Annotated in this window: 24 protein-coding genes; 7 read left to right on the top strand and 17 right to left on the bottom strand. The window is 67.9% G+C overall.

Annotation, left to right across the window (positions count from 1 at the left end; genetic code table 11):
• Nucleotides 1-121: 121 nt before the first annotated feature.
• Nucleotides 122-1410, bottom strand: a protein-coding gene (locus CLV29_RS11130; protein ID WP_133754920.1) for an IS3 family transposase whose coding sequence is annotated in 2 segments (ribosomal slippage) — nucleotides 122-1137 and nucleotides 1137-1410 — 1290 coding nt in all. Because the reading frame shifts where the segments join, the coding sequence is not laid out codon by codon here.
• A 596-nt stretch (nucleotides 1411-2006) separates the two neighbouring features.
• Between CLV29_RS11130 and CLV29_RS11125 the strand changes: the two genes are divergently transcribed.
• On the top strand, nucleotides 2007-2948 hold the full coding sequence (locus CLV29_RS11125) for a Dyp-type peroxidase (protein ID WP_133754919.1): 942 nt from the start codon (nucleotides 2007-2009) through the stop codon (nucleotides 2946-2948).
• 242 nt (nucleotides 2949-3190) lie between these two features.
• Here the strand turns inward: CLV29_RS11125 and CLV29_RS11120 are convergent, their stop codons facing one another.
• The 7 genes from CLV29_RS11120 to aqpZ form a co-directional block, all read right to left on the bottom strand.
• Nucleotides 3191-3682: a DUF779 domain-containing protein gene (locus CLV29_RS11120; protein ID WP_133754918.1), complete on the bottom strand. Its 492-nt coding sequence runs from the start codon at nucleotides 3680-3682 to the stop codon at nucleotides 3191-3193.
• A complete protein-coding gene (gene exaC, locus CLV29_RS11115; protein WP_133754917.1) occupies nucleotides 3682-5205 on the bottom strand; it encodes an acetaldehyde dehydrogenase ExaC in 1524 nt (507 codons plus the stop codon). Before exaC ends, CLV29_RS11120 begins: the two co-directional genes overlap by 1 nt.
• A 42-nt stretch (nucleotides 5206-5247) precedes the next feature.
• Nucleotides 5248-5964, bottom strand: a complete 717-nt coding sequence (locus CLV29_RS11110) for a lysoplasmalogenase (RefSeq protein WP_166649218.1) — start codon at nucleotides 5962-5964, stop codon at nucleotides 5248-5250.
• Entirely contained in the window at nucleotides 5964-6797 is an 834-nt protein-coding gene (locus CLV29_RS11105) for a D-hexose-6-phosphate mutarotase (RefSeq protein WP_133754915.1), read from the bottom strand. The genes CLV29_RS11110 and CLV29_RS11105 overlap by 1 nt, the downstream gene beginning before the upstream one ends.
• Before the next feature lie 109 nt (nucleotides 6798-6906).
• Nucleotides 6907-8055, bottom strand: coding sequence for a cystathionine gamma-synthase (locus CLV29_RS11100; RefSeq protein WP_133754914.1), 1149 nt, complete (start codon nucleotides 8053-8055; stop codon nucleotides 6907-6909).
• A 251-nt stretch (nucleotides 8056-8306) separates the two neighbouring features.
• A complete protein-coding gene (serB, locus tag CLV29_RS11095) occupies nucleotides 8307-9134 on the bottom strand; it encodes a phosphoserine phosphatase SerB (RefSeq protein WP_243831840.1) in 828 nt (275 codons plus the stop codon).
• 151 nt (nucleotides 9135-9285) lie between these two features.
• Entirely contained in the window at nucleotides 9286-10041 is a 756-nt protein-coding gene (gene aqpZ, locus CLV29_RS11090) for an aquaporin Z (RefSeq protein WP_208292851.1), read from the bottom strand.
• Nucleotides 10042-10339: 298 nt separating this feature from the next.
• Between aqpZ and CLV29_RS11085 the strand changes: the two genes are divergently transcribed.
• The 3 genes from CLV29_RS11085 (at nucleotide 10340) to CLV29_RS11075 (ending at nucleotide 13834) form a co-directional block, all read left to right on the top strand.
• Complete coding sequence (locus tag CLV29_RS11085; protein WP_133754913.1) at nucleotides 10340-11185, top strand: siderophore-interacting protein; 846 nt, start codon at nucleotides 10340-10342, stop codon at nucleotides 11183-11185.
• Between the two features lie 84 nt (nucleotides 11186-11269).
• A complete protein-coding gene (locus tag CLV29_RS11080) occupies nucleotides 11270-11986 on the top strand; it encodes a PP2C family protein-serine/threonine phosphatase (RefSeq protein ID WP_166649217.1) in 717 nt (238 codons plus the stop codon).
• Nucleotides 11987-12100: 114 nt separating this feature from the next.
• Nucleotides 12101-13834 (top strand): FHA domain-containing protein, encoded by a 1734-nt coding sequence (locus CLV29_RS11075; protein WP_133754911.1) that lies wholly within the window; start codon nucleotides 12101-12103, stop codon nucleotides 13832-13834.
• A 50-nt stretch (nucleotides 13835-13884) separates the two neighbouring features.
• Here CLV29_RS11075 and CLV29_RS11070 read toward each other — a convergent pair whose 3' ends face one another.
• Nucleotides 13885-14433, bottom strand: a complete 549-nt coding sequence (locus CLV29_RS11070; RefSeq protein ID WP_133754910.1) for a DUF3592 domain-containing protein — start codon at nucleotides 14431-14433, stop codon at nucleotides 13885-13887.
• Nucleotides 14434-14453: 20 nt separating this feature from the next.
• On the bottom strand, nucleotides 14454-15041 hold the full coding sequence (dcd, locus tag CLV29_RS11065; RefSeq protein ID WP_133754909.1) for a dCTP deaminase: 588 nt from the start codon (nucleotides 15039-15041) through the stop codon (nucleotides 14454-14456).
• A gap of 304 nt (nucleotides 15042-15345) precedes the next feature.
• Here dcd and CLV29_RS11060 point away from each other — a divergent pair, with 304 nt between their 5' ends.
• Entirely contained in the window at nucleotides 15346-15717 is a 372-nt protein-coding gene (locus tag CLV29_RS11060) for a hypothetical protein (RefSeq protein WP_133754908.1), read from the top strand.
• Between the two features lie 270 nt (nucleotides 15718-15987).
• A complete protein-coding gene (gene mqo / locus CLV29_RS11055; protein WP_243831839.1) occupies nucleotides 15988-17511 on the top strand; it encodes a malate dehydrogenase (quinone) in 1524 nt (507 codons plus the stop codon).
• 123 nt (nucleotides 17512-17634) lie between these two features.
• Here mqo and deoC read toward each other — a convergent pair whose 3' ends face one another.
• From deoC to CLV29_RS11030, 5 genes are all read right to left on the bottom strand, one after another.
• Entirely contained in the window at nucleotides 17635-18306 is a 672-nt protein-coding gene (gene deoC / locus CLV29_RS11050) for a deoxyribose-phosphate aldolase (RefSeq protein ID WP_133754906.1), read from the bottom strand.
• Nucleotides 18307-18345: 39 nt separating this feature from the next.
• Nucleotides 18346-19314, bottom strand: coding sequence for a glucosaminidase domain-containing protein (locus tag CLV29_RS11045; protein ID WP_133754905.1), 969 nt, complete (start codon nucleotides 19312-19314; stop codon nucleotides 18346-18348).
• Nucleotides 19315-19426: 112 nt separating this feature from the next.
• Nucleotides 19427-20980: a HAMP domain-containing sensor histidine kinase gene (locus CLV29_RS11040; protein ID WP_133754904.1), complete on the bottom strand. Its 1554-nt coding sequence runs from the start codon at nucleotides 20978-20980 to the stop codon at nucleotides 19427-19429.
• Nucleotides 20977-21711 carry a response regulator transcription factor gene (locus tag CLV29_RS11035; protein WP_133754903.1) on the bottom strand — a complete coding sequence of 245 codons (735 nt, stop codon included), beginning with the start codon at nucleotides 21709-21711 and terminating at the stop codon, nucleotides 20977-20979. Before CLV29_RS11035 ends, CLV29_RS11040 begins: the two co-directional genes overlap by 4 nt.
• A gap of 79 nt (nucleotides 21712-21790) precedes the next feature.
• Nucleotides 21791-22225 carry a YbjQ family protein gene (locus CLV29_RS11030; protein ID WP_133754902.1) on the bottom strand — a complete coding sequence of 145 codons (435 nt, stop codon included), beginning with the start codon at nucleotides 22223-22225 and terminating at the stop codon, nucleotides 21791-21793.
• Between the two features lie 50 nt (nucleotides 22226-22275).
• Here CLV29_RS11030 and CLV29_RS11025 point away from each other — a divergent pair, with 50 nt between their 5' ends.
• Nucleotides 22276-22809, top strand: coding sequence for a TetR/AcrR family transcriptional regulator (locus CLV29_RS11025; RefSeq protein WP_133754901.1), 534 nt, complete (start codon nucleotides 22276-22278; stop codon nucleotides 22807-22809).
• A gap of 36 nt (nucleotides 22810-22845) precedes the next feature.
• Here the strand turns inward: CLV29_RS11025 and CLV29_RS11020 are convergent, their stop codons facing one another.
• Complete coding sequence (locus tag CLV29_RS11020; RefSeq protein ID WP_133754900.1) at nucleotides 22846-24201, bottom strand: MFS transporter; 1356 nt, start codon at nucleotides 24199-24201, stop codon at nucleotides 22846-22848.
• A complete protein-coding gene (locus CLV29_RS16215; RefSeq protein ID WP_166649215.1) occupies nucleotides 24198-24566 on the bottom strand; it encodes a MarR family winged helix-turn-helix transcriptional regulator in 369 nt (122 codons plus the stop codon). The genes CLV29_RS11020 and CLV29_RS16215 overlap by 4 nt, the downstream gene beginning before the upstream one ends.
• Between the last annotated feature and the right edge of the window lie 13 nt (nucleotides 24567-24579).

The following is a 24579-nucleotide window of genomic DNA, read 5'->3' as shown; positions in this document are numbered from 1 at the left end:
ATCGAGGTCGAGGCCGCCTACTATGAGGCCTCAACCAGTACCGAGGAACCAGACGGTTCCCTCGAACCCGCATAGGAACGAAACCCAGTGCGGTTGAACCGCCTCAGGTTCTCCGCCGCTTCTATGCGGGGAGCGGCTCTGGTGTGAGGGCCGCGTAGTAGGCAGCCTCGAACTCGTTCGGGCTGACCATTCCGAGGCTACCGTGGAGCCTGCGGTGGTTGTACCAATCGACCCAGCCGGCGGTCGCGTATTCGACGTCGGCGATCGTCTTGTAGGGGCCGTCGTGGAAGACCGTGGTGCGCACGCATTCCGCCTTGTAGAGCCCGTTGATCGTCTCCATCAGGGCGTTGTCGTACGCGTCGCCGACTGTCCCGATCGAGGGGGCGATGCCGTCGAGAGCGAGCTTCTCCGTCCACACGATCGACGTGTATTGGCTGCCTGCATCGGAGTGCGCCCGCAGCTGCTTCCGCTGGATCGGGTGACCTTGCCGGTCGCGTTCCCACAGGGCCATGCGCAGCGGGATCATCACGAGGTCGACGTGCTTGCTCGTCTGCGCGTGCCAGGCCACGATCCTCTGCGAGTACACGTCGACGATGAACGCGACATACACCCAGCCGGCCCACGTGCGGCAATAGGTGAAGTCCGTCACCCAGGTGTGATCCGGCCGTGGGGCGGTGAAGTCCCGGTTCAGCAGGTCCCCGGCACGGATCCCGTCCTTGCCCGGGATCGTGGTGCGGATCGCCTTCGCCCTCGTGATGCCGGATAGCCCGAGGGTGCGCATGGCCCGGTCGATCGCACCCCACGACGCGTCGGGGATCGTGGTGCGGCGGATCAGCGCGGTCACCTTCCGCCGCCCGTACAAGCCCTCCGGGGTCATCCGCCGACGGCTGCTCCCGTCGGGCAGGATCTCGGTCGTCCAAGCCGCGTCACGGACCGCGTCCACGACCATCGCGTCGGTGAGCATGCGGGACGAGATGCAGGGCCGTCGCCAGGTGCGGTAGGTGCGCGCGGCGACCTTCACGCCCTGCTCTCGCAGGACGCGGAGCGTCGACTCGACCGCGTGCCCCTGAGCCCTCATCTGATCGATGAAACCTAGGATCAACGGTTGCGGGGGTCGAGTTCCCCCGCGAAGAAAGTCGCCGCGGCTTTCAGGATCGCGACGTCCTCACGCAGCCGCTTGTTCTCCGCCTTCAGCCGGCGGATCTCGGCGTGCTCCTCGCTGGTCTGCCCGTCACGGTCGCCCGCGTCGATCTCGGCCTGGAGCACCCACCGACGCAGCGACTCCGCCCCCACGCCTTCCTGACGGGCGACGGCCGCGATCGCCTTCGCAGTCGACGAGTACTCCGCACGATGTTCCAGCACGAGCCTCACCGCCCGGTTACGCACCTGCGGATCGATAATCTTCGGCATGACGCCATCCTTTCAACTCGAAAGGAAGCGGCATCAAACCTGAGGCGGTTCAGGTTCACCGGCCGGAGTCGGGGTCCCAGCCGGCGACCGCGCGACGAACCCGCACCGGTCACCCCGGTCGGCGCCGCGAACAAGACAAACGTCACACTCGATTGCGGTTCCGGCGCGACACGCCGGGGCGATTGTGCATGTCGTCGATCGAGTGTGACGTTTGTCTTGTTGGTTCGCGCCGTGACCCGGCCCGGTGCCCCGGGCCGCCGGGATCGGAGATGAAACGCGCGGCAGGACCTCCCGCCACAAGTACTCGCGGGGCGGCGTGCCTTCGGGTGTGGCGCGTGGTTTCGGGTGCGGCGCGCGGCCTCGTATGCGAGGTGGCTTGGCCTGCGGGGTGGCTTAACGGGGTGGGGTGGCTTCGTGTGCGGCGCGTGGCTTCGTGTGCGGGGTGGCTTCGGGTGCGGCGGGATCGGTTTGTGTGGGGTTCGGCTCGGCCGCGGAATGGAGGCATCCTGCACGGATCCGTCGGCCGGCGCCTGAGTAGGGTCGATACCAGCCGAACATGTGGTGCATGCGACCTGCCCTGACCCGGAGGTGACCAGATGAATGTCCAGCCCCAGCCGGTGCTGACCCAACTGACCCGTAGTGCGATCTTCGTCACCGCCGACATCAACCCCGGCGGCGAGGACAAGGTCCGGGAGATGGTCAGCAACTGGGGCGGTTACACCCGGGCGGTCGGCTTCCGCCGGCTCGACGGCGGACTTGCACCGGTGGTCGGCATCGGGTCGCATGCCTGGGATCGACTGTTCTCCGGTCCGCGGCCGATGAACCTGCATCCCTTCACCGAGATCCGCGGCGAGAAGCACACGGCGCCGGCAACCGGGGGTGACCTGCTGTTCCACGTCCGGGCGGTCGACTTCGACCTCTGCTTCGCCTTCATGCAGGAGGTGTTCGGGCCACTCGGTGATGCCGTCACCGTCACCGATGAGGTGCACGGGTTCCGCTACTTCGACGAGCGTGACCTGCTCGGCTTCGTCGACGGTACGGAGAACCCGAGCGGTGAGGCCGCCGACGAATACGTGTTGATCGGGGAGCAGGATCCGGCCTTCGTCGGCGGCAGCTACGTGATCGTGCAGAAGTACCTGCACGATCTCCGGGCATGGGACGCCATCACCGTCGAGGAGCAGGAGCGCGCGATCGGTCGGCGCAAGCTGTCCGACATCGAGTTCCCCGATGCCGACAAGGCAGCCGACGCCCACACCGTGCTCAACTCGATCAACGACGAGAACGGCAACCCGTTGAAGATAGTCCGCGACAACATGCCGTTCGGCCAGGCCAGCACCGGTCCCTACGGCACCTACTTCATCGGGTACGCCGCCGACCCGGCGGTGACCGAGCGGATGCTGCGGAACATGTTCATCGGCGATCCACCCGGCACCAGCGACCGGATCCTGGACTTCTCCACCGCCCACACCGGCGCGCTGTTCTTCGTACCCTCGGCTGATCTGTTGGAGAACCCGCCGAGCCCCGCGCCCTCCGCCTGAGCCCGCGACCTGGGCCGATCATGGGCCGGGTCCGTCAAACCCGCGTGCTGTCTTGATCGCGCTTCGACGTGCTGATCATGGGCCGGGTCGCCAAGCTTCCGCACCCGTCGCCGAAGAGGCCGGCCAGGACTGCTCAGGGCTGACCCGATCCCTCATCGCTCCACCGAATCCGCAGTCCGGCCTGGTCGGTCAGGAACGACGAACGGGGCTGTCGATGATCATCGACAGCCCCGTTCTGGGTCTCAGGCGCGGACGATCCGGCAGACCTCGCCCAGCTCGCCGCTGATCTCCACCGGGCCGATCGGTTCCGGCAGTTCGGCACCCTCCTCGACCTGACCACCGGTGATGATCGGCGGCAGGCTCTCCTCGACCTCGGGGCTGATCACCCGCGATCGGGTGAGGAAGCGTTCACCCTCCGGCGCCTCCAGGGAGAAACCGGAGCCGCGACCGGGAACCGCGTCCAAGATCAGCTGTGTGTGCTTCCACAGTGCGTACTGCGAACCGGAGATCCACACCGGTGCCCCGGGTTCGCCGCGAGCCGTGGTGATCACTCCCAGCAGCACGTCCCGATCGCCGACGATGAAGTCACCGTCGGGATAGCACATCGGTGCCGAGCCATCGCAGCACCCGCCGGACTGGTGGAACATCACCGGCCCGTGACGGGCGACCAGGCGGCCGAGGAGATCGGCCGCCCGGTCGGTGATCAGCACTCGGCTGGACCACTCATCGCTCATCAGTAGAAGCCCAACTCCTTGTTGCTGTAGGAGACCAGCATGTTCTTCGTCTGCTGGTAGTGATCCAGCATCATGGCGTGGTTCTCCCGGCCGATGCCGGACTGCTTGTAGCCACCGAAGGCGGCGTGGGCGGGGTAGTTGTGGTAGTTGTTCACCCACACCCGGCCGGCCTGGATGTCGCGGCCGGCGCGGTAGGCGGTGTTCTGGTCGCGCGACCAGACTCCGGCCCCGAGCCCGTACAGCGAGTCGTTGGCGATCTGCATCGCGTCCTCGAAGTCGGTGAACGATGTCACGCTGACCACCGGTCCGAAGATCTCCTCCTGGAAGATCCGCATGTTGTTCTTGCCCTCGAAGATCGTCGGCTTGATGTAGTAACCGCCGGAGAGTTCGCCACCGTGATCGATGGCCTCACCACCGAGAAGGACGTTGGCGCCTTCCTCCTTGCCGATCTGGATGTAGGACAGGATCTTCTCGAACTGGTCGTTCGAGGCCTGCGCACCGACCTGGGTGTCGGTGTCGAACGGATCGCCCAACTTGATCTTGGAGGTACGTTCGACCGCCGCGGCGATGAACTCGTCGTAGATACCGCCCTGGACGAGCGCCCGGGAGGGGCAGGTGCAGATCTCGCCGGAGTTCAGGGCGAACATCGAGAAGCCCTCCAGCACCTTCGAACGGAAGTCGTCGTCGAGAGCGAAGACATCGTCGAAGAAGACGTTCGGGCTCTTGCCGCCGAGTTCCAGGGTGACCGGAATCAGGTTCTGCGACGCGTACTGCATGATCAACCGGCCGGTGGTGGTCTCTCCGGTGAAGGCAACCTTGCGGATCCGCGGGTTCGAGGCCAGCGGCTTGCCTGCCTCGGTACCGAATCCGTTCACGATGTTCACCACACCCGGTGGCAGCAGATCGCCGACGATCCTGAACAGCTCCAGGATCGACACCGGGGTCTGTTCGGCCGGTTTCAACACCACGCAGTCGCCGGCGGCCAGGGCCGGAGCCAGCTTCCATATCGCCATCAGCAGCGGGAAGTTCCACGGAATGATCTGGCCGACCACACCGAGCGGCTCGTGGAAGTGATAGGCGACGGTGTCGTCGTCGATCTGCGAGATCCCACCCTCCTGGGTACGGATCGCCGCGGCGAAGTAGCGCAGGTGATCGATCGCCAGGGGGATGTCGGCGGCCAGCGGTTCGCGGATCGCCTTGCCGTTGTCCCAGGACTCGACGGCGGCGATGGCTTCGATGTTCTCCTGCATCCGGTCGGCCATCTGCAACAGCAGGTTCGAGCGTTCGGTGACCGAGGTCTTGCTCCAGGCAGGGAACGCCTGCCAGGCCGCATCGAGGGCCTTCTCGATGTCCTCGGCGCTGGAGCGCGCAACCTCGGTGTAGACCTTGCCGTTGACCGGTGACGGATTCTCGAAGTACTCGCCCTTGGTGGGCGGAACCCACTCGTTGTTGATCCAGTTGTCGTAACGATCCTGGAGAGTGATGGGCGACCCCTCGGTGCCCGGCTTCGGAATGAGTGGCATGGAAACTTCCTTGTCCCAGTTGCGACGGGCCCTCGTCGTCCCTCAGGCCCCGGATACCCCAGTATCGTTCGTCGCCTGCCGAGATTCCACTGGTCGAACGGACGGGCTGCGGGTGGGTGGCCGCAGGTGCCGCACGGTGGCGGCGACCAGCAGTCCGAGCGCGGCGATGTAGGTGGCCATGATGGCGAACCCGACCTGCGGCAGCTCGAACCAGGGGACGAAGCGGTCGAAGGCGATCAGCGCGTCGGAGATCATGAACGCGATGCCCCCGAGCTGGCCGATCCAACCCAGTCCGCTGGCGAGAAGGGCCATCGCGATCAGCATCACGGCATAGGCGATGACGGCCGGGGTGAACCTCCCGGCGGTCGGGATGCAGGCGGCCAGCAGGGCCATCCCGGTGATCAGGTAGATCGGCAGCTGCCACCGACGTCGGATCACCAGCGACCGCGAGCGCAGCGGCCACAACCCGATGATCCAGCAGATCTGGGCCACCGCGAAGCCGGTGATCATGATGTAGATCTCGGTCCAGGCAGGCAGGAACTTCGGCAACATGTCGCCGACGAAGCTGAAGACCAGTGCCGCGAGCATCCAGTTCCGCAGCGGGCTGGAGGGGAGTCGGGAGGAGAGGACGACCGCGATCAGCATCGGGGCCAGGAATACCTGGCTCAGTGCTGACGCGGTGGGCGCGGCCAGCAGTTGGAAGGTGAGGTGGAGGACCGCGGCGATGCCGAACCCGAGCCACGCCAGGCGGGTGTTCATCACCGGCCTGCCTCGGTGGCCAGTACCTCGATCAGGCTGATCTCGGTCGCCAGGGTGTGCTCCGCACCGGCATCCAGGGTGATGGCCCGGTCGCCGACATTGCCGGCCTCGACGCAGACGAAGTCGCGCCATCCTCCGGCCGGTACATCGGCCGGCGCGTGATCGCCGGGGTTCCACACCACCGTCGTCGCCGAACCCTGTTTGTCGATCCTCAGCGCGCGCCCGGAGTCGTGCAGCACCAGTGCGGCTTCGCTGGAATAGATCCGGTCCAGCGGTTCGGTGAAGCCGACATCGCCGTCCTGGACGGTCGGGCGGAAGTCGTTCGGCTTGTCCAGGTAGGTGCTGCCGGACAGTCCGCTGAGCCGGGTCGGGGCCGCATCGGACACCCGCAGGTAGGTGTGCAACAGGGCCTCGTAGGTGAAGGCTTCCTCGCCGGTGTTGCGTACCGTCAGCGCCACCCGTACCCCGGCCTCGGTCAGGCTCTGGCGGCAGGTGGCGAGGAAGGCGAATGGCCACTCGGCCCGGCCGGGCGAATCGGCCACAGCGGCCGGATCGAGCTGCCAGACCACCTCACCGGCGGACTCCGACAGGCGGGTCCAACGGCTGGTCCGGGCGAATCCGTGGGACGGCTGCAGGGCGCCGGAGGGACCGTTGCCGAACCACGGGAAACACACCGGTACGCCACCACGGATCGCACCACCGGACAGCGGGTCGGTGAGCGGGCTGAGATAGAGCAGTTCTCGGCCGTCGACCGCACAGGTCAGCAGCTGCCCACCCACCGGCGACGCGGTGGCACGGACAAAGCCACGTTCGAGGGTGGTCAGGGCGCTCACAGGCCAAGCCTAACGGCGAGATCGGTCCGGTTGCGCCGGGTTTCGACCGGCAGTTTGTCGCCCCCCGCCGATGCCGGTCGGCGACGGTGACCGGACGTCGTACCCGATCTCAGGCAGCGGTCAGGGCGCGTTCCAGATCGGCCAGCAGATCGGCTGCATCCTCGATTCCGACCGACAGCCGGATCAGGTCGTCCGGCGGTGCCAAGGTGCTGTCCTGGGCGGCCGCATGCGTCATCTGCGCGGGTACGTCGAGCAGCGACTCGACACCGCCCAGGGACTCGGCCAAGGTGAACAACTCGGTGCCGCGGGCCACCCGGGCGGCGGCCTCGGCGCCACCGCTGACCCGGAAGGAGACGACCCCGCCGCCCTTGCCCGACATCTGCCGTTGCGCGAGCTCATGGCCCGGGTCGTCGGGCAGGCCCGGATGGAAGACCTGCAGCACCTTCGGATGCTCCTGCAGCATCTCGGCCACGGCGAGCGCATTGGCACAGTGGCGATCCATCCGTACCCCGAGGGTCTTCGCGCCCCGCGCGATCAGCCAGGAGTCGAACGGGCCGCCCGCGGCGCCGACCGCATTGGCCAGGAAACCGAGTTCCTCGGCCAGCGCGTCGTCGTTCGTCGCGACCACCCCGCCGAGGGCGTCGGAGTGACCTGACAGGTACTTGGTGGAGGAGTGCAGGACGGCGCTCGCACCGAGGGCCAGCGGTTGCTGCAGGTACGGCGAGGCCATCGTCGAGTCGACCAGCACGGGCACCCCGTGAGCACGGCCGAGCTCGCTGATGGCGGCGATGTCGGCCAGTCGCAGCATCGGATTGGTCGGGGTCTCCACCCAGATCGCCGATCCGGCCGGAGCCGCTTCGACGGCTGCAGCGGTGGCGTCGAGGTCGGTCTGGTCGACCACCCGGTAGCCGATGCCGAACTGGGACAGGACCTTGTCCAGGAGCCGGTAGGTGCCGCCGTAGACGTCATTGGGCAACAGCACCTCCCCGCCGGCCCGGACGACCGCCCGCAACAGGACGTCGGAGGCCGAGAGCCCGCTGGGGAAGGTCTGCGCATGCGCGGCACCCTCCAGGGAGGCGAGCTGGTGCTGCAGCGCGGTACGGGTCGGGCTGGCCACCCGGGCGTACTCGAACTCACCGCGCAGCACGCCGACATCGTCCTGCACATAGGTGGTCGACTGGTGGATCGGATGCACCACCGCCCCGGTCACCGGATCGTGCGGGATACGAAGAGCGCGCGTGTTGAAGCCGAAGGCCATGCCTCGAGGCTATGCCAGACCGGCTGCGACCGGCGGAGGTGCCTGTACTGCGGAATGCACATCGGATCGGTGTGCCGCCGTGTATGGGGGCGGAGCAGGGTCCCGGTTGCGTCTGTTCCGCAGGATCTGCACCCAAGGGGTACGGATGGCTGCGTGTCCTGCGGAACGGATGCGGGGGAGGGCCGTCGATTCAGCCGAGCGGGACGTCGGTTCAGTCGATCGGCCGGTGTAGCGCAGGATCGCGGGGGACATCAGATCAACCCCAGGAAGACCGCCGCGGCATCCAATCGGGGGAACCCGATCGAGGCGTCGGCGGCAGCTGCGACCACTGGCTTGGCGCAGTAGGCGATCCCCAGTCCGGCCGCGGCCAGCATGTCCAGGTCGTTGGCGCCGTCGCCGATCGCCACGGTCAGTTCCCGAGGTACGCCCAGCGTCTGCGCGTACGCCTCGAGCCAGTGCTGTTTGGCGGCCCGGTCGATCACCGGTCCCGTGGTCCGGCCGGTGAGGATGCCGTCGACGACCTCCAGTCGGTTCGCCCGGATCAGAGTGATGTCCAGGGCCTCGGCGATCGGCCCGGTGATCTCGATGAACCCGCCGGAGATCAGCCCGACCTGACCGCCGTGCCGGCGTACCGCGGCGATCAGCTCGATCGCTCCCGGGGAGAGGCTGATCGACTGCCGTACCTCCTCGATCACCTCGACCGGGAGTCCGGCCAGGGTGGCGACCCGTTCGGCCAGGCTGGCGGCGAAGTCGAGTTCACCGCGCATCGCGCGTTCGGTGACCTCGGCGACCCGGTCGCGTACCCCGGCGTGATCGGCGAGCAGTTCGATCTGCTCGGCGGTGATCAGGGTCGAATCGACATCCATCACCAACAGGCCCGGCGGCGCTTCGGCGAGTGCGCCGACGATGTCGCAGCGATCGACCCCCTCGGTCCGGTCGTTCGCCTCGACCGGCACCAGTCCTCCGGGGTCTCGGCGCCACCAGCCGTACAGCTCCGGTCCGGCCACGTCGCGGGAGATCACCGGGTGTGCACCCAGCGGCAGTTCCAGGGGGGCGGCGGACACGGCAGAACTGAGCACGCGCACACGGTAATCGGTTTCGTCCGCGCCGGTGGACGACAGCCGAATCGCGGCGCCGCCCCCGCCTGGTCACCAGTTCCGCTGCACCGAGAACAGCCGGGCCGTCACACCGAGATGGTGGACGGGTCCCGAGATGTCGAACGGTGAAGGCTCAGGAATTCGCCTTCACGTGACCGGTGACCTCGTCGGGATTGTCCGAACCGGTGAACAGCGAGTAGCTCAGGCCGGCGATCGCGGCTCCGATCAGCGGTGCCACCCAGAACGCCCACAGCTGCATCGGCGCCTCCCCGCCGCTGAAGAAGGCGACGGCGGTGGAGCGTGCCGGGTTGACCGAGGTGTTGGAGATCGGGATGGAGATCAGGTGGATCAGGGTCAGGCCCAGACCGATCGCGATCGGCGCGAAACCGACCGGTGCCTTGCGATGGGTGGCGCCGAGGATGATGAACAGGAACATCGCGGTGAGCACGATCTCGGCGAGCAGCACCGAGACCAGGCTGTAGCCACCGGGGGAGCTCTCGCCGTACCCGTTGGCGGCCATGTTGCCGATCCGGTCGAACTCGGGGTTGCCGCTGGCGATGGCGAACAGCAGCGCGCCGGCGACCAGACCGGCCACCACCTGGGTCACCCAGTAGGGCAGGACGTCCTTCCAGGGGAAGCGCTTGGCCACGGCCAGTCCGAGGGTGACGGCCGGGTTGAAGTGACCGCCGGAGCTGTGGCCGACGGCATAGGCCATGGTCATCACGGTCAGGCCGAAGGCCAGGGCGACGCCGACGAAACCGATGCCGAGCTGGATCTGGTCGTCATTGAGGAATACCGCCGCGAAGATGGCGCTGCCACAACCGCCGAACACCAACCAGAAGGTGCCGAGGGCCTCGGCGGCCAGGCGGGTACGCATGGGTGGGGTCATCGAGAACTCTTTGAACGAAACTCCGGGGGGCCGTCGAGACCGGGCCCACACTGGATCCAACACTGGCAGATCGGGCCGTTGCCGGTGCCCCGGCACGCCAGAACAGGAGCTTTGACGGGACAGGCTGCTGTGTGTGACAGGAAGGTACGCGCAGCTGTTCCGCAGCAATTGCATCCAAGCGGCGTCGTTGAGCCCGTTTGCTGCGGATCGGATGCAGCGGGTAACCCAGTTCGGATGCAGCGCGGGAGCCCATCGACGAGAATTTAGGTCATCCTAAGGCGGGCGCTAGGGTGGAGCAATGAGCGCAACTGAACAACCCGTTCGCCAGCGACGCAAGCGTCAGGGGCGGACCGTCGAGGTGGTCGCCAACGAGCGGATCACCCCGGAGATGGCCCGGTTGACCTTCACCGCCCCCGAACTGGCCGAATTCCCCGAACTGGAGTTCACCGATCATTACGTGAAGCTCCTCTTCCCGCCGCCGGGTGCCGACTACGCGGTCGCCGAGACGTTGCAGCACACCGAGGACGAGGACCTGGATCAGCGCCCGGTCACCCGTACCTACACGATCCGCAGTTTCGACCGGGGCGCCCGCCAATTGGTGATGGACTTCGTCGTGCACGGCACTGAGGGGATCGCCGGCCCCTGGGCGGCCGCTGCCCAGCCGGGGGAGAAGATCACCTTCTACGGCCCCGGTGGCGGCTTCGCGCCCAGCGACGAGCTGCCGGATCTGCTGCTGGCCGGTGACGAGTCGGCGCTGCCAGCGATCGCCGCCGCGGTGGAGGCGCTGCCGCCGGGGGTACGGGCGCACACCTTCGTCGAGGTGAACACCGCGGCCGAGGAGCTGCCGCTGCCCGGGGTGGAGGTGACCTGGTTGCACCGCAAGGATCTGGGTACGCCACCCGGTGTCGCGCTGGCCCAGGCCGTCCGGGCCGCCGACCTGCCCGAGCAGTTCACCGCCTTCGTCCACGGCAACGCCGAAATGATCCGCGACCTGCGGATGTACCTGTTCGTCGAACGGGGGCTGGACCGCAAGAAGGTGTCCATCTCCGGGTACTGGCGGACCGGCATGACCGAGGACCTGTGGCAGTCGACCAAACGTGAATTCGTCGAGTCGATGGACGCCGCCGAGGGCGTCGGCGCCTGAGCCGATACCGCCGACCGGTGCCTGCCCGGGCTGGACCGCTTTGGCCCTATTGTGAGTGCCGTGGTTCGTTTCCAGCATGCACAGGTGACGCACGCGGGTGCCGTGCGGGAGGCCAACGAGGACAACATCCTCGCCCGGCCGCCCTGTTTCGTGGTGGCCGACGGGATCGGCGGTGCCGCTGCCGGGGCGATGGCCAGTGCGCTGGTCACCGAGGAGTTCTCGCTGTTGCCGTTGCAGCGGCGGATCAGCCCCGCCGATGTCGAGCGGGCGCTGGTCCACGCCCACCAGCGGATCATCCGGTTGCAGCCGGTGCACGGTGGCCGCCAGTCCGGTGCCACGGTCTGTGGCGCGGTGGCGGTCGACGACGGTGACGGTCCCCGTTGGGTGTTGTTCAATGTCGGCGACACGCGGATCTACCGGGTCGCGCCGCAGACCACCGAACTGCAGCAGGTGACGGTCGACCACTCCCGGGTGCAGGAGCTGCTGGATGCAGGCGCGATCACGCCCGAGCAGGCCGAGCACCATCCCGAGCGGCATGTGGTGACGCGGGCGGTCGGTGCGAAGAGTTTCCGGCCGGACCTGTGGAATGTCCCGGTGGTCGCCGGTGAGCGGCTGCTGCTGTGCTCCGACGGCTTGTTGACCAGTGTCCCCTACGACCGGATCCGACAGGTGGCCACCGAACGGTCCCCGCAGCAGGCGGTGGACGAACTGTTGCGGTTGGCGCTGGAGGCGAAGGCGCAGGACAATGTCTCGATCGTGGTGGTCGACGTCGAATCGCTCGACGACAGCGCCGCCCGATGAACGTGGACGCAGTTTCCGCGCGGGTACGACGAGTGCCCGCGCGCTTGTACGGCGACTGTTCGCGCACAATGCGCTGCCTGCGCGACATGCACGACGACGAAGGGTGAACCCGTCATGACCAGTAGTGCCAATCCGTTCGTCGGCTCCTGGCGGGCCGGCTATGCCCCCGGTGACTGGACGGTCCTTTCCGGACCTGCGGTGCTGGTGGCGGTGCCGTCGACCAGTGATCCCGAGGGGCTGTGGCAGAAGGTCCTGGCCGCCACCGCGATCGACGACCTGCTCGCGGAACTGGCGTCCCTGGGCCTCGACGAGACCCCTGACCTGGCGGTGTTCTTCTGGGCCGACGGTGAGCTGCGTACCCTGATTCGCGGCCGGGTCACCGTGGCCGACGCCGCCGGTGCCCCGATCACCCAGGGCAATCAGGTGCGGACCTGGTCCGAGACCGGACTCGGAGATGTGCAGTCGGTCTCGGTCGTTCTGGGCGAGGGCGAGCCGGCCGGTGACTTCCTGCCCCTGGTGGTAGGTGCGGTACGGGCCGGCGCGCTGACCCTGGATGCCTCGGACGAGGCACTGGTACTCAGCCCGCAGCTGCAGCGCGGTACGGCGACCGGTGCGGCAGTCGGCGCTGCGGGTGTGGCTGCCGGGCTTGCCGCCGGTACCGCCGGCGATCAGCCGGCCACCTCGGAACCGCCGAGTGAGCAGGTGGCGCCCGCGCCGACGACCGAGGAGCAGGCGCCGTCGCCGGTGGCGAACACCGTCGACGAGCTCGACGAACCGGCCGGTACGGGCGCCGAGGCCGTCCCGAGCAGAGCGGCCGAGGAACCCACCGAACCCGAGAGCGTGCCGGCAGCCGACTCGCAGGTCGACCCGGCGGTGGCGGACATCGCCGCGGCGCAGGAACCGGCCACCGATGCTGCCGCCGGCGGCGGGGCCGCAGGTGGTCTGGCCGCTCTGGGCCTGGGTGCTGGAGGAGTCGCTGCAGGTGCTGCTGCGGGAGCCGAGGCCCCGTACGGGGATGTCCGTCGTGAGCCGACCACCACCCCCGAGCCCGAGCGCACGGGTGCGTACCCGCAGCCGCAGGCCGAACCCAACGGTCGGACCGAACCCGAGGTCGACGCTCCGCGGGTCGGCGACTCCGACGGCCACGGATACCCGCAGACGATGATCGGCGAGAGCATCGATGCCGCGCCCGGGCGGCGGGCCGAGGGTCCGGCGGCCGGTTCCGCGGGTGGTCATCTGAGTCAGGCCCACTTCGGTGGCGAGGTGCCGATGTGGGTGGCACCGGAGGCGCCCGAGGAAGGTGCGCAGCGGGCCGACGAGGGTGCACTCGGTGAGACCCAGACCCTGGACTCGGTGGATGCCGACCCGGCCGAGGAATCCGACGGTGACGTGGTGCTGGCGGTCTTCTGCCCTCAGCGGCACCCCAACCCGCCGGACCAGTCGGCCTGCCGCTGGTGTGGCCAGCCGATCGAGCGGCAGCAACCGCAGCTGATCCCGGCGCCGGTGCTGGCCACCTTGGTGCCCTCCAGCGGGGATCCGATCCAGTTGACCCATCCGGTGGTCATCGGCCGTGCCCCCTCGGCGGCCAAGGTCGCCGACGGGTCGGCGCAGTTGCTGACCGTACCCAGTCCGAGTCAGGACATCAGCCGTAGCCATGTGCAGGTGACCCCGGAGGGCTGGGACGTCAGCGTGACCGATCTGCAGTCCACCAACGGGACCATCCTGATCGCCCCCGGCAACGGCTCGGACCGGCGCCGGTTGCTGCCTGGTCAGCCAGTGACGGTCGAGGTCGGCAGCGTCCTCGATCTGGGCGATGGTGTGACCGTGGAGATCGCCGCACCGGCCTGAGTTCCAGCACGGGCCGAGTCTGCTGCTGCGCAGCGGTCGGCAGTCTGTGTTCAGTCGCCGGGCCGGGTGGCCAGCCGGAGGAACCGCTGGTCGCCGGAGCGGATCCACATCACCGCGCCGAGGATCAACCCGAACAGCAGTGGCATCGTGCCCAGCAGCAGCGGTGCCAGATAGGTCGTCTGCCCGCGGTCGTAGGTGACCAGGGCCGGATCGGCCCGGTCGTAGCGCAGAAGCACCGGTGCGCCCAGCGGATAGTCCAGATCGGTCGCCCGGGGGTGGATGTAGTAGCGCGTGACCTCGTTCACCCGATACTCGATCACCGGGCGTTCGACGGTGATCGGTGCCGAGCGCAGGGGGAACCGTTCGGGTTGCGGTTCGAACCGGACGACCGTGCCTTCGACCGGGATCCAGGCCGACTGCGACTGTGCCCGTTGCAGCTCGCTGATCCCGGTCGGCAGTGAGAGAGCGGCACAGGCCAGGCCGATCACCAGGAACACCAGGGCCGAGATGCGCAGGGTGTGCCGGAGCCGCCGCATGCGGCGGTGCTCGGCAGCGGTCAGCGGATCCTCGCCGGAGCTGTGTGGGGCGGAGTCGGTCATTACGTGCGCGGTGGTCGTCCTCAGAGCGAGGTGGGGATGTCCGTGCGGTGGAAGTTCAGGTGGGAGCGGCTCGGGGTCGGCCCGCGCTGGCCCTGGTAGCGCGAACCGTACTGTGCCGAACCGTAGGGGTGTTCGGCCGGCGAGCTGAGGGAGAAGAAGCAGAGCTGGCCGATCTTCATCCCCGGCCAGAGCTTGATCGGCAGATTCGCCACATTCGACAGTTCCAGGGTGATGTGGCCGCTGAACCCGGGGTCGATGAATCCGGCGGTGGAGTGGGTCAGCAGGCCGAGCCGGCCGAGGGAGGACTTGCCCTCGAGGCGGGCCGCCACATCGTCGCCGAGGGTGACCCGCTCATAGGTTGCGGCCAGGGCGAACTCGCCCGGATGCAGGATGAAGGGCTCGGCATCGGCGGGTACGACCTCGCGGGTGAGTTCGGGCTGCTCCTCGGCCGGATCGATGTGCGGATAGCGGTGATTCTCGAAGACCCGGAAGAAGCGATCCAGTCGGACATCGACACTGGACGGCTGCAGCATCTGCGGCTCCCAGGGGTCGACGCCGATCCGTCCGGTTTCACGCCCAGCGGCGATGTCGCGGTCCGAGAGCAGCATGCCCGTGAGCGTACCGGAGTGTGCTGGGTCGGTGCTCTCGGGCGAGTGAGGCACTCCAGTCACGCATCGGCGGGGTTCCCCGGGTGGCCATTCACGCCTCGCCGAGCTGACACCTCTGTTCCCTCGCTCGAAACCGATCATGGACATATGTTGAGGTGGTGTGGCATGAAACATCCGTCTCCCGGAGCTGCGCGGGGAAGGCCCTGTGAAGGCCCGCCGCGGCACTGTGCTTCTGCCGTTCGTGCTGCTGGTGGCCGTTCCGGCTGGCTGTGCTGGACCTCTGGCTCCCGAACCGAAGTCGTGCGTGTCCTGGATCGATGACTCCGATCCGGATGTCGCCTATCAGGAGGCGGACGCGGTGGTCGTCGGTACGACAGGCCCTGCCACCGGCAGTATCGAGATGTTCCGCATCGATGCAGCGGTGCATCAACTGGCAGTGACCGAGGTGGTCAAGGGTTACCTCGACGAGGTGAGCGTGCCGGTGGCATCCACTCCGGTGACCTGTACGGGCAGCACCACCTACCCCGAGGGTGATCCGCTCGACGTCGAGGGCGCGGTGATCGTCTTCCTCTCCGCACCGGACGACGGCGCCACCTGGAGTTTGATCACCCCGCAGCACACGAATGTGCTGCCATTGCCCGCCGACGGCAGGCTGCCGTTCGAGACAGGCGGTTGATCGCTCACCCCGAAAACGGGTGGATCCCTGCACATGGGCTGGGTGGGGTCCGGGACCGGTCGGCCGATCGACTAGATTGGGACCCGCACAATCGACCTGATCCGGCTCTCGGAGCAGAGATTGTGAAGCATCTCACGAGCACTCGACCTGTGCGCCGACCATGGATCGCGCCACCATGGAAGGTGAACAGAGTCGTGTCCGCAAGTGTTCGTTCGATGGGCGCGCGGTGACGACCCGGCCGGTGCTCCGGCCATGAACCATGGAGGTTTCGTGCAGACTGATGTCGATGCCCTGCTGATCGGCGGCGGGATCATGAGCGCGACCCTGGCGACCCTGTTGCAAGAGGTCGAGCCGAACTGGGACATTCAGGTCATCGAGCGGCTGGACAAGGTGGCGGAGGAGAGTTCCGACCCCTGGAACAACGCCGGTACGGGCCACTCAGCCCTCTGCGAGTTGAACTACACACCGCAGAAGTCCGACGGTTCGGTCGACATCGCCAAGGCGGTCACCGTCAACGAACAGTTCCAGGTCACCCGCCAGTTCTGGGCGCATCTGGTCGAATCCGGTCGGTTGCCGAGTCCGCAGGCGTTCATCCAGCCGACCCCGCACATGAGCTTCGTCTGGGGCGCGGACAATGTGGAATACCTGCGCCGCCGTCACGCGGCACTGTCGGCGCATCCACTGTTCGCCGGGATGGAGTTCAGCGACGACCCCGAGGTGATCGGCAGGTGGGCCCCGCTGCTGGTGGCCGACCGGGATCCGAACCAGCCGATCGCCGCGACCTATTCCGCCGCCGGGTCCGATGTCGACTTCGGCCGGCTGACCGAACTGTTGCTGGATGCCTTCACCGAGCGTTCGGGCAATCTGGTGCTCGGCACCGAAGCGCTCGACCTGCGGAAGCTGCCCGACGGCCGCTGGGCGGTGCTCGTCCGCAACCGGGCGAGCGGGGAGAAGGCCGTGATCCGCGCCCGCTTCGTCTTCGTCGGCGCCGGCGGCTACTCGCTGCGCCTGTTGCAGAAGGCCGGGATCGACGAGATCCGGGGCTACGGCGGATTCCCCGTCAGCGGTGAGTTCCTGCGTACCAGCCGGACCGACGTCGTCTCCCGCCACCATGCCAAGGTCTACGGGCTGGCAGCGGTCGGAGCGCCGCCGATGTCGGTACCGCACCTCGACACCCGCGTCGTCGAGGGCCGGACCTCGCTGATGTTCGGCCCCTACGCCGGCTGGACCCCGCGGTTCCTGAAGACCGGTTCGTTGACCGACCTGTTCGCCTCGATCAAACCCGACAACCTGCTGCCGATGATCAAGGTCGGCCTGCAGAACCTGAGTCTGGTCGTCTACCTGGTGAAGCAGCTGCTCTCCTCGCCGAAGCGCAAGTTCGCCGATCTGCGGGAGTTCTACGCCGATGCCGAGCCCGGTGACTGGGAGAAGGTGACCGCTGGCCAGCGGGTCCAGGTGATCCGGCCCGACGGGGTGCTGCAGTTCGGTACGGAGGTGATCACGGCCGCCGATGGGTCCATCGTCGGCCTGCTCGGTGCCTCACCCGGTGCCTCCACCGCGGCGCCGATCATGTTGGATGTCCTGCGTGACTGCTTCGCCGATCGCTGGCCGGACTGGCAGCAGACCCTGTTCAAGGCGATGCCGCACAGCGCCGAGGAATTGATCGCCGATCCCGAACTCGCCCATGCGGTGCTCACGAGTACCGCCGAGGTGCTCGGGCTGGTGCCGCCGGTTGCCAAGGAGCCGCCGACCGGACTCGGTGAGGCCGAGCGGGCCGCAGGAGTACCTGTCTGAATCACCCGTCGTAACGAGCGGACCCCGGGACCGAGGATCGGCCCGGGGTCCGCTGCACGGGATCATGAGCGAGAAGGGGAAAGTCCGTCCGTCGCCCCGGTGCGGGCCGCCGCTGACTCCGGCTCAGTAGCTCTGGTCGCCGACCTGACCGCCGGCGAGCACCGCGGCGGTGCCGGACAGGCCGAGCCGGTTCGCGCCGGCCTCGACCATGGCGACCGCGGTGTCCCAGTCCCGGATCCCGCCGGAGGCCTTCACTCCGAGTCGGTCACCGACCGTCCTGCGCATCAACCGCACCGCCTCCACCGACGCGCCACCGGCCGGGTTGAATCCGGTGGAGGTCTTCACGAAGTCGGCGCCGGCCGATTCCGCGGCCCGGCAGGCGGCGACGATCTCGTCCTCGGTCAGCGCCGCGGACTCGATGATCACCTTCAGCACCGCCTTGCCGACAGCACCCCGTACCGCAGCGATGTCGGCGGTCACGGACTCGATGTCACCGGCCTTCAGGGCGCCGATGTCGATCACCATGTCCACCTCGTCGGCACCGGAGGCCACCGACTCGACGGCTTCGGTCGCCTTGGCGGTGGTCGTGTGCTTCCCGCTCGGGAAACCGCAGACGGTGGCCAGCAGCACCCCGTCGGGCACGTTCACGGTCTTGATCATGTTCGGCGAGATGCAGATCGAGTAGACACCCAAGGTGGCTGCCTCGTCGGCCAGGGCCTGCACATCCGCCGGGGTCGCCTCCGGCTTCAACAGCGTGTGGTCGACCAATCGGGCAAGTTCAGCGCGAGTAATCATCCGTTGCATGGTATCCGCCACCGACAGCAGGCCGAAGTCTCAGTTGTAGTCGACCTGCGCCGGACCGTCGGCGACCGCGGTCAGGGTCCCGCCGTCGAAGGTGACGACCTGTTCGTCCTCGGTCCCCTCGACCCGTTCCGGAACGCCCAGCCGGCTACGCACCTCGGCGTCGGCCCGGTAAGCCTGCCAGATCGAGCCGGTCAGGGTGAAGAACTCGTCCTCACTCTCAACGATCACCCCCTGGTCGAAGATGATCATCCGGGTGCTGTCGACCGGTCCGGACTGGATCGGGCCCATGGGTACGCCCAGCGGCCCGTTCACCCCGCCGGTGTCGCGGTACGGTCCGGCGAAGTCCCCCTGCACGGGCGTACCCGCGGGTTCGCCGTCGTCATAGCGGTACAGGTCGTAGTCCTGCATCAGCGAGATCACCATCTCCGAGTAGTTCGGGTCGGTGGCATAACCGGCTTCGCGGACGGCCCGGATGAACTCGTCGGGGTCGTCGGTGTGCTCGAAAGCGCCGGCATAGCGGCTGGTGTTGCGCAGGAACTCGCCATGATCACGGAACGAGTCGCGGGCGGTGTGGTACGCGCGGAAATCGCTGACCTCGCTGACCGGTTCCTCGGGGTCGTAGTACTCCTGGGATTCGCGGGCGACGCAGTCGGCCTGCAACTCCGAGCGGGTGTCGCCGCATTTGATCCCGAAGTAGTTCCCCGACCAGTTCGACAGTCCCGAGGAACCCCAACCCGATTCCAGGATCGCCTGTCCCATGGTCACCGAGGCAGGTACGCCGGTCTGTTCCATCGATTCGCGCGCCAGCGGCGCGATGGCGGTGATGAAGACCGATCGGTCATCGACCTCGGGCCGTTGCAGACTGGCCTCGATGGTGCGCTGGGAGATCACGTTCACCACCGCCACCGCGACCAGTACGACCACCACCAGACCGATTCCGGCAATGGCCAGGCCGACGGTCGCGCAGCCGCTGCTACGACGACGTGCTCGACGTGCCATGGATCCCCTTCCGGTGGTGATGGTGTGTGTCGGTGGCGTGAACGCCAGTGAAGGCTACCCCGACACCCAAGCCCCACCGGGGCGGTGAACGGCGGGCCACCAGCCGCGCGACTCAGTCCCGGCTCAGGTCCAGGTACAGCTTGACCGTGGTGTGCCCCGGCTCGCTGTCGATGCTGGCGTAACCGCGGTGGGCCGCCATCACGGCGGCGACGATGGACAACCCCAGGCCCGTACCCTCGTTGCCGGCGGAGTTGGTCCGGGCGCGGGAGGAATCGCCGCGGGCGAACCGTTCGAAGGCCGTCGACTGCAGCGCCTGGGGGAAACCGGGCCCGTCGTCGGTCACACTGATCACGGCCTGATCGCCCTCGGTGGACACCCCGGCCACCACCGAGGTTCCCGGCGGGGTGTGGGTACGGGCATTGGCAAGCAGGTTCGCCACCACCTGGTGCAGCCGGAAACGGTCGGCCAGCACCTGCACGGGTTCATCGGGCAGGGAGACCCGCCAGTTGTGATCCGGTCCGGCCACCTGGGCGTCGCTGATCGCATTGATCACGATCTCGGAGGCATCGACCGGCTGCAGATCCAGTGTCGGATCCGAATCCAGCCGGGCGAGCAGCAACATGTCCTCGACCAGCGACGACATCCGCGCCGACTCCGAGGAGATTCGCCGGATCGCGTGTTGGGTGGGTGCGTTGAAGTCGGCGGAGTCGCGCTGCAGCAACTCGGCATAACCACGGATCGCGGCCAACGGGTTGCGCAACTCGTGCGAGGCGTCGGCGACGAACTGGCGCAGTTTGGTCTCACTGGCATGCCGGGCGGCCAGGGCGCCGGCGACATTGTCGAGCATGTGGTTGAAGGCGTAACCGACCTGGCCGACATCGGTCGACGGGTCGGCATCGGTTGCCGGTACACGGGCACTCAGATCCACCTCACCGGTGGCCAGTTCCTGCCGGGACACCTGTTTGGCCGTACCGGCCAGACGGGAGAGTGGCTGCAGGGCCCGCGACATCGACGCCCGGACACTGATCGCGGCCGCGACGATCGCCACCACGCAGACGGCCATCCCGATCAGCATCAGGTTCACGATGGTGGAGTTGATGCCCTCCATCGGCTGGCCGACGATCACCTCGCCGCCGCTGGGCCGGGGGATCCCCACCACCCGGTAGTCGCCGTAGGACAGCCGCACCGAGCGGGCCTGTCCATCGGCCGGCAGTGCCTGCATCTCCTTGGCGGCCTCGGTCAGTTCGGCCTGGTCGGTCTCACTTTGTGTCCCGTTGGCACCGAGCAGCCCGACGACCATGGTCCCGGAGCGGTCCGGGGCGATCAGGATGGTGCCGAGCGGCTGACCGCGAAAGATCTGCTCCGAGCGGTCCTGCATGGGGTTGAGCGGTGGGCCCTGGGCCTGGGAGATGGCCAGCGACCGTACCCGTTCGTCCAGGCTGGTCAACAGCAACTGCTGGGTGACCAGCAGGCTGATCGCGGCCACCGCGGTCGTCGCCACAGTGACGATCAGCAGCACCCGGAGCAGCAGACTGCGACCCATCGAACCCGGTGCGAACGGATGAGGTGGTCGTTCCTCACCCGGTTCGGTGGTCACCGGTACGGGTGGCTCGACGGGTTCGGGCTGGTCCGGTGGCCGGAACCCGACCGGTTTGTCCACGGTCATGCCGGCTTGAGCATGTACCCCGCGCCGCGCATGGTCTGGATCATCGGCGGTCGATCGGCGTCGATCTTCTTGCGCAAGTAGGAGATGTAGAGCTCCACCACGTTGGACTGCCCCCCGAAGTCGTAGTTCCAGACCCGGTCCAGGATCTGGGCCTTCGACAGTACTCGCCGCGGGTTCCGCATCAGGTACCGGAGCAGTTCGAACTCGGTGGCGGTCAGGTGAATCTCCTCACCGGCCCGGCTGACCTCGTGGCTGTCCTCGTCCAGCCGCAGGTCACCGACGGTCAGGACGGAGTTCTCGTGGGCGGCGCTGGCGCCGCTGCGCCGCAACAGCCCGCGCAGCCGGGCGACGAGTTCCTCCAGGCTGAACGGCTTGGTGACGTAGTCATCACCACCGGCGGTCAGTCCGCTGACCCGGTCCGTCAGGGCGTCCTTGGCGGTCAGGAAGATCACCGGCGTCAGGGGCGCGGTCTGTCGGATCCGGCGCATCACCTCGAGGCCGTCGAAGTCGGGAAGCATCATGTCGAGCACGACCACATCGGGCTCGATTTCCTTGGCCACCCGGACCGCTTCGGAGCCGGAGCCGGCCGTGCTGACCTCCCAGCCCTCGTAGCGCAGGGCCATCGAGAGCAGTTCGGTGAGACTCGATTCGTCGTCGACGGCGAGCACCCGGATGGGGGAGCCGTCTGCCCGGGTGAGTGCCTGCTCGGGACCGCGTGACGTGGTTGACATGGGTTCCATGGTGGCACCCCACGTCACGCTCAACCAGTGAGTTGGCTGTGTGCTTCCTGTGAGCGATCCGTTGGCTGGCTCACTGCGGTTGCGGTGGGGTGTGGTTCGGCTGCGGGGCGTCGGGGGCCGAGGGGGCTCCTCCCGCCTGTGCGGCCTGCTGCGCCGACTGGGCCGTGGCCCCGGGCTCACCCTGGCCGAGCGGTCGGACGACGACCGCCGTCCCGTAGGCACAGAGCTCGGTGAATGCCTGACCGATCTCACCGGTGTCGAAGCGCATGCCGATGATCGCGTTGGCGCCGCGACGCTGGGCATCGGCCCACATCCGGTTCATCACCTCATTGCGGGACTCATAGACCACTCGGGTGTACTCGGTGACTTCACCGCCACCGATGGCGCGGAAGCTGGCGACGAAGTTCTGACCGATGTTCGCGCTGCGGACCGTCATGCCCATCACCTCCCCGAGTACGGCCTCGACGGTGTATCCGGGGATCTCATTGGTGGTGACGATGATCATGTCCTCGATTCTGGCACTGACCCGGCCCGTTCGCACCGAACGGGGGACAGGTGCGAGAACACCTGCCCCCCACGGTGCGGCTGGTTCAGCCCAGGGAGACGCGGCGGCCGACGGCGAAGGAGATCGCCGCCGAGGCCGGGGTTTCACTGCGGACCCTGTGGGTGGCCGTCGACGATATGGAGGGTCTGTTCATGCGGACCGTGTCCCATTGGGTACGGGTGAACCGCCGACTCGCCCGGCCGATCGACATCGACCTGCCGGTGGGCGAGCGGATCGCCAGCTATGTCGATCAACGGGCGAAACAGCTGGGCGACATCGCCCCGGCCGCCCGGGCCGCCGCCGCGGCCGCCGGGTCCCCGGCGCTGGCCTCCGGTCGGGCCGATCACCTGCGCAACGAACGGGACCGGCTCTCGCAGGTCTTCGCCCCCGAACTGGCCGGCGCCGATCGTTCGGACCTGTTGCTCGATGCGCTGCTGGCGGCCACCAGTTGGAACTGTTGGGCGATCCTCCGCGATGATCAGCGGCTCTCCGTCGCCGAGTCCAAGGAGATCCTGCGGCGGACCCTGCGGGGTCTGCTCACCTGAGCCCGGTGGGTGTGCCGCCCGCCGGACCCTGAACGATCAGCCGATCCTGGGGGAGTTCCCCGTCATCTCCTCGGCGGTGTCCAGGTCGATGTGGGCGATCCGCCGGTGGCCGATCGCCAGGATGAGCATCGCCATCAGTACCGCCGCCGCGCCGACCAGGTACGGGGTTCCCGGTCCACCGGCGGCAGCCAGGCTGCCGGCCACCGCCGGCGCCAGTGCACCACCGAGGAACCGGATGCCGCTGTAGGTGGAGGAGGCCACGTTCTGCGGGAGGGTGGTCGCATCCATCACCGACTCGGTGAGCACGGTGTTCATCACTCCGAGGAACAGTCCGCCGATGATCACGCCGATGATCAGGATCTGCAGATGCTCGGCGAACAGGGCCATCACTGCCAGGTCGATCGCCAGCAGCAACAGGGTCAGGTGGAGCACGCGGATGCGACCGAACCGGCGAGTCATCCGGGGGGCGATCAGGACCGAGGTGAGCGCCAGGCAGAGCCCCCAGCCGAAGAAGACGAAGCCGAGCTCGTGGGCGCCGAAGGTGATGCCGGACCTGGCTGCGGCATCCTCCAGGGGGAACGGGGTCCAGGCCAGCAGGGTGAAGAAGCCGAAGTTGTAGCAGAGAGCGGCGAGACCGAGCACCAGCAGTGCAGGTCGCCGCGCTGCCCGGAGTCCGGCACCCAGCGGGACATGGTTGGGCCTGCTCCGCTGGGGCGGCAGCAGGATCAGCAATGCGATCGTGCCGATCGCCATCAACACCGCGGTGCCGAGGAAGGGTGCCCGCCAGGAGATGTCGCCCAGGGCTCCACCGAGCAGGGGGCCGATGGCGATCCCGATGCCGAGGGCTGCCTCGTAGAGGATGATCGCGCCGTCGGTCCCACCGGTCGCCGCGCCGACGATCGTGGCCAGGGCGGTGGAGATGAACAGGGCATTGCCCAGCCCCCAGCCCGCGCGGAAACCGATCACCTGCCAGACCGAGTCCGCCAGCCCGGCCAGTGCGGCGAAGGCGACGATGATCACCAGGCCGATGATCAAGGTCTTCTTCGAACCGACCCGGCCGGAGATCCAGCTGGTGAAGAACATGGCGATACCGGTGATGAACAGGTAACTGGTGAACAACAGCATGGCCTGGCCGGGGGTCGCCCCGAGCTCGGTGCTGATCGCGGGAAGGATCGGGTCGACCAGGCCGATGCCCATGAAGGCGATGACGCTGGCGAAGGCCACCGCCAGCACCGATTTCGGCTGTCGCCAGATGGTGGTACGCGGCGCGCTGCCCGGGGTGTGGTCGACAGGGGTGTGGTCGACGGGGGCGTGGCCCCCAGGGGTGTGGTCGACGGGGGCGTGGCCCCCAGGGGTGTGTTCGATGGGTGCCTGTTCCGCCCGCTTGCTCATCGTGTCTCCTCGGGGGTTGTCGACAGCTCATCGACCAGGCGCAGCAGCAGGGCTGTCGCTGCCTCGAGCTGTGCGCGTTCGTGGGGGTTGAGTGCGGCCAGGTGGGGGGTGAGTCCCTCGGCGATCCGGTGGCGGACACCACTCAGTCGCTCGTGGCCCTCGGCGGTCAGTGCGAGGACCGAGCCTCGGCCGTCGGCCGGGTTGGGCCGGCGGGCCAGCAGTCCCTCGTTCTCCAGGCGCTGGATCAACCGTGTGGCGGTCGGCTGGCTGCAGCCGTCGACCTCGGCGAAGGAGCCGACACTCAGCGCTCCGTACTGATCGAAGATCGACAGTACCCGCCCGAACCCGGGAGGCTCGTCGTGCATCCGGGCGCACTGG

Source organism: Naumannella halotolerans (assembly GCF_004364645.1).
Taxonomy (GTDB): domain Bacteria; phylum Actinomycetota; class Actinomycetes; order Propionibacteriales; family Propionibacteriaceae; genus Naumannella; species Naumannella halotolerans.
The sequence above is the reverse complement of the archived record's forward strand: the minus strand, read 5'-3'. Positions and strand labels throughout refer to the sequence as shown.

Excerpts from the sequence above, each read along its gene's own strand:
- CLV29_RS11125 (WP_133754919.1), top strand. The coding sequence starts at position 2,007 with ATGAATGTCCAGCCCCAGCCGGTGCTGACCCAACTGACCCGTAGTGCG.
- CLV29_RS11120 (WP_133754918.1), bottom strand. The coding sequence starts at position 3,682 with ATGAGCGATGAGTGGTCCAGCCGAGTGCTGATCACCGACCGGGCGGCC.
- exaC (WP_133754917.1), bottom strand. The coding sequence starts at position 5,205 with ATGCCACTCATTCCGAAGCCGGGCACCGAGGGGTCGCCCATCACTCTC.
- CLV29_RS11110 (WP_166649218.1), bottom strand. The coding sequence starts at position 5,964 with ATGAACACCCGCCTGGCGTGGCTCGGGTTCGGCATCGCCGCGGTCCTC.
- CLV29_RS11100 (WP_133754914.1), bottom strand. The coding sequence starts at position 8,055 with ATGGCCTTCGGCTTCAACACGCGCGCTCTTCGTATCCCGCACGATCCG.
- aqpZ (WP_208292851.1), bottom strand. The coding sequence starts at position 10,041 with ATGACCCCACCCATGCGTACCCGCCTGGCCGCCGAGGCCCTCGGCACC.
- CLV29_RS11085 (WP_133754913.1), top strand. The coding sequence starts at position 10,340 with ATGAGCGCAACTGAACAACCCGTTCGCCAGCGACGCAAGCGTCAGGGG.
- CLV29_RS11075 (WP_133754911.1), top strand. The coding sequence starts at position 12,101 with ATGACCAGTAGTGCCAATCCGTTCGTCGGCTCCTGGCGGGCCGGCTAT.
- CLV29_RS11070 (WP_133754910.1), bottom strand. The coding sequence starts at position 14,433 with ATGACCGACTCCGCCCCACACAGCTCCGGCGAGGATCCGCTGACCGCT.
- dcd (WP_133754909.1), bottom strand. The coding sequence starts at position 15,041 with ATGCTGCTCTCGGACCGCGACATCGCCGCTGGGCGTGAAACCGGACGG.
- deoC (WP_133754906.1), bottom strand. The coding sequence starts at position 18,306 with ATGATTACTCGCGCTGAACTTGCCCGATTGGTCGACCACACGCTGTTG.
- CLV29_RS11045 (WP_133754905.1), bottom strand. The coding sequence starts at position 19,314 with ATGGCACGTCGAGCACGTCGTCGTAGCAGCGGCTGCGCGACCGTCGGC.
- CLV29_RS11040 (WP_133754904.1), bottom strand. The coding sequence starts at position 20,980 with ATGACCGTGGACAAACCGGTCGGGTTCCGGCCACCGGACCAGCCCGAA.
- CLV29_RS11035 (WP_133754903.1), bottom strand. The coding sequence starts at position 21,711 with ATGTCAACCACGTCACGCGGTCCCGAGCAGGCACTCACCCGGGCAGAC.
- CLV29_RS11030 (WP_133754902.1), bottom strand. The coding sequence starts at position 22,225 with ATGATCATCGTCACCACCAATGAGATCCCCGGATACACCGTCGAGGCC.
- CLV29_RS11020 (WP_133754900.1), bottom strand. The coding sequence starts at position 24,201 with ATGAGCAAGCGGGCGGAACAGGCACCCATCGAACACACCCCTGGGGGC.
- CLV29_RS16215 (WP_166649215.1), bottom strand. The coding sequence starts at position 24,566 with ATGCACGACGAGCCTCCCGGGTTCGGGCGGGTACTGTCGATCTTCGAT.